At 37.3% G+C, this 7,382-nt stretch carries 8 protein-coding genes; 2 read left to right on the top strand and 6 right to left on the bottom strand.

The window, feature by feature from the left end; all coding sequences use genetic code 11:
• Positions 1–568 precede the first annotated feature (568 nt).
• The 5 genes from KMW37_RS13720 to rpmH form a co-directional block, all read right to left on the bottom strand.
• Positions 569–1,078 carry a DUF2480 family protein gene (locus KMW37_RS13720; RefSeq protein ID WP_215225201.1) on the bottom strand — a complete coding sequence of 170 codons (510 nt, stop codon included), beginning with the start codon at positions 1,076–1,078 and terminating at the stop codon, positions 569–571.
• Positions 1,075–1,764 (bottom strand): tRNA (adenosine(37)-N6)-threonylcarbamoyltransferase complex dimerization subunit type 1 TsaB, encoded by a 690-nt coding sequence (gene tsaB / locus KMW37_RS13715; protein WP_215225200.1) that lies wholly within the window; start codon positions 1,762–1,764, stop codon positions 1,075–1,077. The genes KMW37_RS13720 and tsaB overlap by 4 nt, the downstream gene beginning before the upstream one ends.
• Before the next feature lie 180 nt (positions 1,765–1,944).
• The gene (locus KMW37_RS13710) at positions 1,945–3,609 is read right to left on the bottom strand and encodes a S41 family peptidase (RefSeq protein WP_215225199.1); all 1,665 of its coding nucleotides are present in this window, start codon (positions 3,607–3,609) and stop codon (positions 1,945–1,947) included.
• Entirely contained in the window at positions 3,593–3,991 is a 399-nt protein-coding gene (rnpA, locus tag KMW37_RS13705) for a ribonuclease P protein component (protein ID WP_215225198.1), read from the bottom strand. The genes KMW37_RS13710 and rnpA overlap by 17 nt, the downstream gene beginning before the upstream one ends.
• Before the next feature lie 35 nt (positions 3,992–4,026).
• Positions 4,027–4,185, bottom strand: coding sequence for a 50S ribosomal protein L34 (gene rpmH / locus KMW37_RS13700; protein ID WP_186756147.1), 159 nt, complete (start codon positions 4,183–4,185; stop codon positions 4,027–4,029).
• A gap of 209 nt (positions 4,186–4,394) precedes the next feature.
• Here rpmH and KMW37_RS13695 point away from each other — a divergent pair, with 209 nt between their 5' ends.
• Positions 4,395–6,065, top strand: a complete 1,671-nt coding sequence (locus KMW37_RS13695; RefSeq protein ID WP_215225197.1) for a M61 family metallopeptidase — start codon at positions 4,395–4,397, stop codon at positions 6,063–6,065.
• A gap of 100 nt (positions 6,066–6,165) precedes the next feature.
• A complete protein-coding gene (locus KMW37_RS13690; protein WP_215225196.1) occupies positions 6,166–6,609 on the top strand; it encodes a DoxX family protein in 444 nt (147 codons plus the stop codon).
• Positions 6,610–6,654: 45 nt separating this feature from the next.
• Here KMW37_RS13690 and KMW37_RS13685 read toward each other — a convergent pair whose 3' ends face one another.
• Positions 6,655–7,380: a peptidase, M16 family protein gene (locus KMW37_RS13685; protein ID WP_215225195.1), complete on the bottom strand. Its 726-nt coding sequence runs from the start codon at positions 7,378–7,380 to the stop codon at positions 6,655–6,657.
• Positions 7,381–7,382: the final 2 nt, after the last annotated feature.

Genomic DNA, 7,382 nt, shown 5'->3' with positions numbered 1-7,382 from the left:
TCCATTGTAAAGTTTCTATTGACGTGCCTACCGAAGTAGGCAACTCTTCTTTTCCTTACCGACCTTGGTCGTATCTTATTATCGTCTTACAATACTTCAATGAACTTGTCCGACGGCGCTTTCGCCGTCATTGTGAAACCGGACTCTTTTGACCAAATCCCGTTTTCAAAACACCTGCCAAAAGCTTTCTTCTGACCGCTTTTCCGTTTCGCTGTGCAAAGCTCCGAAAAAGAATTTGTTTTCAAAAATACTTTTTAAATTATTTTTTAAGAAAGTTTCTTTTGATGATTTTAAAGTTTCACCACCTTATCTTCAATCAAACTTTCTTACTTCCCCTCGTTTGGGTCTGCAAAGTTAAAAGCTTTTTATTTCTTAAAAAACATTTTTCTGAAAAATATTTTTTAAAGCTTTTTTCAACCTCTCTTTTCAATATTTAAGCACATCCTTTTGATATGATTTCCCCGAATGGGAATGCAAACATAGAACTCTTTTTTATAATTACCAAACCTGAATTTCAAAAAATCATCAACTCACCCACAACCTACTCAATTTAAATAAAATACGTTTATTATTTTCTTGTTTGCTTATACAAAGGTACCGTACTACACGGCTCCCCATACATTATTGACTTTGCTTTACCCTTTAATAATTTCACAATTTCCCCATAGGCAAATAAAGGCACAGGAAACTTACTACAACCTTTGACCACCACAGGCTTTCCTTCAAAATCATCAGGAGAAAGATCACCTAGCGCCTTTTGAAATAAAAACTGCTCTAAATTTGCCAAATCTCCAACAACAGCTTCCTTAGCCAAACCTGAAAGATAAGTCATCACCAACATAAATGCCCAAGTAGGAACAATAGCATCTGCTGTACAAGTAACCGCAACACATTTACCACGGTATTGCTCCCAATCCAAGCCCTTCAAGTCTTTTCTAAAATCAGCCTCTTTCAAAACCAGTTGCTGAAACAGATAATCCTTAATATCAAACACCAACCTTTCCTCCTCACTATAAAAGTTTTCAAGATCAATGGTAATAATAGGACTATTAGCTACCCTGTTAACAATTTCACTCATGACAATAATGGATTTTTCTTTGATTTCACAACCCTAAACTCCTTCAAGTAGTTCGGCTCAAAGTAAGCTATATCAACAAATTCTTCTCTTTCAAACTTTTCATGTGCTATCCCCCCTACAGAAACAGCTGAATTAGTAATATCGAAAAAACGGGCATTAGAATGCATTATGACTTCTGACACCTTTTGGGCACCATCTCCTAAAAAATAAACCAAGCCATTTTTCAAATACTCCTTATAAGAGGACTCATCAATAATCTCTGGTTTTATCTCTTCAATTATGGCAAGCGAACTATTGAACACCTTACTATAAACCTCCATTCTTCTCGCATCGATCATAGGAACAATCACGGTGCCTTCTTCTGCAAATCTTCTAACCTGGTAAGCAAGCGCATCCAAACTTCCCACCCCAATCAAAGGAATATTATGCGCAAAGGATATCCCCTTAGCAGTAGAGACTCCTATTCTTAACCCCGTGTATGAGCCAGGCCCTTCTGAAACTGCCACTGCATCTAATTGGGAAGATTGCACACCCGCTTGCTCCATCAACTCTTTGATAGCAGGCATTAGTTTTTGGGCATGCACGTTTTCTTGGTGCAACTCCAACAAAGCTAACAATTGACCATCCTGATGCAGAGCCACAGAACAAACAGAAACAGCAGTATCTATTGATAATATTAATCCCATTTTTTTCTTTTTTATGTCCCTTAGTAAAAGGGTTAGCAAAGATAACAAAATCTTATTTCATGCTTCCCTAAGACAAATTCACCTAAGCTCCCTTTAAATAAAGCCTCCAGAACAAAAAAACTCCTTCCCATTCACGATTTTCATCGAAACTGAGAAGGAGCTCAAAATCTTTCTGACACCTTACTTTTTCGCCATTACAGGCCGCAAGATCTCCTCGTATCTATTTTGATCAGCTAAGACTTCCAGCGCTTTCTCTATCTCTTCATCTTTATCAATAGAAGCTTCTACTACACCTCCCTGATAATAATACCTAGAAACAATCTCATCTTTTAAAGCCTCTTTTATTTCGTCTTTATAAGTAATCAAGTCTTGTTCTTTATTATGACTCAAGCTTTTCTTCAATGAGTCTATTTCACTTTTGATGTCTTCAAAGTATTTTTCCTCCTTGGCATAAGCCTCCAAATCTTCAATAGATTTTTCCACTCTGGTAACATAATCGTAATCCTTACCTTCCAACCAAGAAACGAATTCATCATACTCCTCATCACTCACCTCAAATTCTCTTGGAGCCTCAATACTATCATGATCGTAATAATATTGGTTAACAAATTCAAAGACCAAGCTTCGTGCTACCAAGCTATAAGTAATAGGTGCGTATTTTTTCTGCTCCACATTCTCATCTGGCTCAACACCTGCCCCATCCCAAACTGTCCTGCCATTCTTAGTTTTAAACTCCTTTCTCAATGAATCAGCCACAAGACCTACATTTCCATTTTCATCCCTGTGACTATAATCAACTTCCTGAATACATCGGCCACTTGGTATATAATACTTTGCGGTGGTCACCTTTACCTGGGCATTATAAGACAAAGGAATAGTACTTTGTACAAGTCCCTTACCAAAGGTTTTTCTACCTACCAATACTGCTCTGTCATAGTCCTGAAGCGCACCAGCAACAATTTCAGAAGCTGAAGCAGACCTCTCATTAACCAAAACAGCTAATGGCATCTCTTTATCAACTGGTGATCTTGAGGTCTTATATTCAGCATTTACATTATCCAATTTACCGATAGTACTCACGACCTCTTTACCTTTTGGAATAAACAAGCTGACAATATCAACAGCTTCTTTAAGAATTCCTCCCGGATTATCTCTTAAATCTAAAATCAATTCTTCTGCCCCTTGTTCTTTTAGGTCCACCAAAGCTTTGCGAACATCATCCCCAGCATTGGTCGTAAAATCGGTCAGCTTGATATATCCGACTCTATCATTGACCATTCCATAATAAGGGACATTGGTAATGACAATCTTTTTTCTGGTCAAGTCAAATGACAAAGTATCATTATTCCTTTTAACCACTACCTTAACAGGAGTATTTGCTGGTCCTTTCAGCATCTTGGAAATATCACTTGTTGGTAACTCAACCACATTCACGGAATCAACTTCCAACAATTCATCCCCAATTCTCAACCCTCCACTTTGCGCAGGAAAACCTTTATAGGGCATCAATACCATATTAATACCGATTCTATTACCTATCAAGGCACCAATCCCTCCGTATTCCCCGGTGGTCATCGTCCTGAAATCGTCAGATTCCTCTTCAGGAATATAAGTTGTATAGGGATCGAGTTCTTCCAACATGGCATTGATCCCAACAGTCACCAACTCTTCCGGATTGATCTCATCCACATAGTAGGAATCCAATTCCCTGATTAGAGAGGCAAAAATGTCCAGATTTTTAGCTATCAGAAAAAGCTTATCATTCTTGCCTTTGAATGAAAACAAAAGTCCTGCACCTACAATGAGGACCATAACGAAGGCAATAACTCTATTTCTTTTCTTCATCTTGACTAGATTTGTTCCCTTGCTGGGCTGCAAGGCGGTTTAATATTTTAATCACCTTAGGTTGGATGACCTGAAAGGTTTCCAATTTTGATGAAACGTACACGAAAGCTATCAATTTTTTCTCGGTTTCACCATCTAAAAGAATGGATTTATTTAGCCGGTAGGCCTCTTTCACACGTCTTTTGATGAAATTCCTGTCGACAGCCTTCTTTACTTTTCTTTTGGAAACAGAAAAAAGTACCTGGTTGGTTTCCTCAGTGTGATCTAAAGGCAAATAAATTACCTTGAAGGGATATAAAAAAAAAGAGGAACCTTTATCAAAAAGTTCCTTTATTAACTTTTTAGAATGTAATCGTTCATTCTTGGGAAGCCTATAGTTCATAGCAATAAGGCATCAAAACAAAGAAATGAATTCAATTACTTCTTAAGCGTTTTTTCTGAAGACACTGTTAATTTATGTCTACCTTTAGCTCTTCTTGACTTAACTACCCTTCTTCCGTTAGGTGTTGCCATTCTTTCCCTAAAACCGTGCTTATTTCTTCTTTTTCTGCGAGAAGGTTGGAATGTTCTTTTCATGATCGTCTAATTTTCTATCAGTAAAGCGGAAATATGAAGTGATAATCTTACCAGCCCCTTACTTCATTACCGATTTATGTTTTAATTTTTATTGCTTTTCTTTGACTTCCCTTTCCAGTTGACCCCGAAAAGGATTGCAAAGATAGATAGGATTTTTTTATTTACAAACCAGTGGGTTACTTTTGTTTATTGTCAAAGCACAAATGTAAATGGAATACCTGATAAAACGAAATAATCCACTTAGTCAATTTATTGAAGTTCAGCTAAACCTTCATTGCAATGAAGGTGAAAAAATAGATTTGCAGCTCCCCTCTTGGAGGCCCGGAAGGTATGAAATCACCAATTATGCTCAAAAAATCCGGGGGTTCTCAGTTCTTCATGATCAATCAGCAATTACATGGAACAAGCAAAACAAAGATTTATGGTCTTTTAAAGCTTCCAACAAAGGGTTTTATTCTATTTCATATGAATTTCATGCCACCCAAATGGATGCTGGCGGCAGCTGGTCCGATGATGAACAGCTTTATCTTAACTTTATCAATTTCGTTTTCGAAATAAAAGGAAGGGAACAGGAGGACATCAAAATTTCCATTGAAATCCCTGAAAATTTCCAAACCGCTACAGCCCTGCCAAAAACAGGCAAAAACCAATTCAAAGCTAATAACTTCCAACATTTAGTAGACAGTCCTTTTCTTAGCAGTGCCACATTAAATCATTACACTTATCAAGTGGGGCAATCAAACTTCCATCTTTGGTTCCATGGGGAAATCCATTTTGATGTAGAAAAATTAATTGGGCAATTTACCTCCTTCACAAGCAAACAGATTCAAGCATTTGGTGAATTTCCAGCACCAGATTATCATTTTTTCTACCAACTACTACCTTATAAACACCATCATGGCGTAGAACATCAATTCTCCACGGTCATTACATTTGGACCTGCTGAAAGTCTTTCAGAAAAGAAAAATCTGGATGAGCTTTTTGGCGTGAGTTCACATGAGCTTTACCACTTTTGGAATGTTTGCCGCATCAGACCAAAGGAATTATTGCCTTATGATTTTTCTAAAGAGGCCTATATCAAAACAGGTGTCGTTGCTGAAGGGGTGACTACCTATATGGGGGACATCTTTTTGTTAAAATCTGGCTATTTCAATTTGGAAGAATATCTAAACGAAATTCTAGAAAAGCTATTCCAAAGAGAATTCGAATCATTTGGTTGGAAAAACCAATCCATTGCAGAATCCAGCTTTGACCTATGGTTGGATGGATATAAACTGGGACTTCCAGACAAAAAAGTCAGTATCTATAATAGAGGGGCCTTGATATCCCTTTGCCTTGATCTAATGTTATTGGATGAGGGCAGTTCCCTGCATAAGGTCATGAAAGACATGTGGATTAATTTTGGTAAAAACCACAAAGGTTATGATCTGAACGATTATAAAAAAACGATTTCCGATCATCACTCCACTCCCCAAATAGTCGAAAATTTCTTTGACAACTACATAATAGGCAAAAAGGACATATTTCCGATACTAAAGGAACAATTAGCAAGTATTAATATAAAAATCACAAGTAAAGTGAATAGCGATGCTTATATGTCCCAGTTTGGGATCAAAATCCAAAGTGACGGAACCATCACCAAAATCCACCCTAAATCCAATGCGTTTAGCCTCTTGATGCTTGGAGATAAAGTCGAGTTGGTAAATGGGAAAACATTTGATCCCAATAGGCCATATAAAGGCCAAAAGATCACATTCTCAATCAATAGGTTTGAAAGAACAATAAGTGTTGAACTGGAAGACAACAAAGGTTCTTATTATCCTACCTATCAATTTCAAATAATGGAAGAAAACGATAAAAGAATAAAATGGATGAAATAATTATAAAAACCCAGGGGAAACACCAGCATTTAAACCCATGATTTTCACCATCATAACATGATATTTCGTATATTATATAGCAACAAAACCCAAAAATATCATGGCAACTATTTCAGAAATCGAATCATGGGCAGATTCCCACCATCCTAAATGGATTGATTTTATCCGAGTAGTCCTTGGGCTATTCATCTTTTATAAAGGCGTCATGTTTATTGCGAATACCAACGCCTTAATGGAAATGATGAGCAATAGTGATCTCAGATTTTTCAATTTGGCTTTGGCGCATTATGTTGCCTTTGCGCATTTGGTAGGGGGAGGATTAATTGCCTTTGGTCTACTGACCCGATTTGCAATTGTTTTCCAAATCCCCATTTTGATCGGTGCGGTATTCTTTGTGAATATCAACCAAGGATTCTTATCTGTATCCAATAATATGGAGTTTGAAATTTCTTTAGCTGTACTTATTTTACTTATTGTCTTTTTAATTTACGGTTCGGGAAAATTCTCTCTTGATTATTGGATGAAAAATCATCCTAACTGGTAAAAAAACAGGGATCCAATTGGATCCCTATTTCATTATAATTTTTTATCAATTAAATAATTGATCATCGAGTTCCTGATTCATTTTCAGCGAGATCACATTTACCTCCATTGGCATAGGCATCATATTATTGGACATCGTAATCTTGGATGGCAAAGTTATCCCATCCCAATCCTTGTAATCTTCATAAACAACCCTACCTGCCAATTCCGACTCTGTCATTAACTTCAAGCCAGATTCAACACTATAATATTCCCTGGTCTCTACACCATTTGTATCCTTCAACAGCAACTTATGCGCCTCTTCTCCATCTACCTCTCCAGTCCCATCATAGCTGATTTCATAGCCCAAATCCACATAATGCATTTCAGGAATAATATAAGTTTGACTCATCATGGATTTCAATTGATCACCATTGATTTCCTGCTCCTGTCCCATACTGATCACCTTACCCTTACCATCCTTAATCAATGTTTTGGCAACCTGATTTCCATTCATTTCTGTAAGGTTCAAAGCACGCTCATTCTCCTGGTCTGTCACAACAGTAATGTTCAAGGACATTCCTTGAATATCAGCTTTCATGACCATTTCGAGATTTCGCAGATTATCGACCATTTCCTGACCACCAACAGCAGCAATATAGTTTTGCACTACCTCTTCTACCGTCACCTCCTGCCTAACTAGCTCCAGTCTGGACTCCCCTTCCATCAAAGCCTTACTTTCAAAATTTGCCCCAGCTAGCATTACAGCCAAGGCCAAAACTTTCTTTTTCATTG

Origin of the sequence: Echinicola shivajiensis, assembly GCF_018642165.1 — a bacterium.
GTDB lineage: Bacteria > Bacteroidota > Bacteroidia > Cytophagales > Cyclobacteriaceae > Echinicola > Echinicola shivajiensis.
The sequence above is the reverse complement of the archived record's forward strand: the minus strand, read 5'-3'. Positions and strand labels throughout refer to the sequence as shown.